1 protein-coding gene is annotated in these 318 nt (G+C 74.5%); it reads right to left on the minus strand.

Annotated features, from left to right (window positions below; translation table 11 throughout):
- Nucleotides 1-133: 133 nt before the first annotated feature.
- A partial coding sequence (locus JHD80_RS27525; protein WP_199093784.1) for a hypothetical protein occupies nt 134-318 on the minus strand: 185 nt, incomplete at its 5' end.

Below are 318 nucleotides of genomic sequence, written 5' to 3' on the forward strand. Positions count from 1 at the left end.
ATCCTGATGGATTCCGCCAGCGAAACCGCGATGTGCCTGGGCCGGACCTATCTGGTCGGCGGAGGAGGCGCCGAGGCGCTCAACCTGCCCGATCTGGACCTCGTCATCCGTTGAGCTTACTAAGGGCTGTCTCTTATACACATCTCCGAGCCCACGAGACTCTAGGCGCGATCTCGTATGCCGTCTTCTGGTTGTAAAGGGGGGGGGGGGGGGGGGGGGGGGGGGGGGGGGGGGGGGGGGGGGGGGGGGGGGGGGGGGGGGGGGGGGGGGGGGGGGGGGGGGGGGGGGGGGGGGGGGGGGGGGGGGGGGGGGGGGGGG

This window comes from Allobosea sp. ASV33, assembly GCF_016428755.1.
Classification (GTDB): Bacteria; Pseudomonadota; Alphaproteobacteria; order Rhizobiales; family Beijerinckiaceae; genus Allobosea.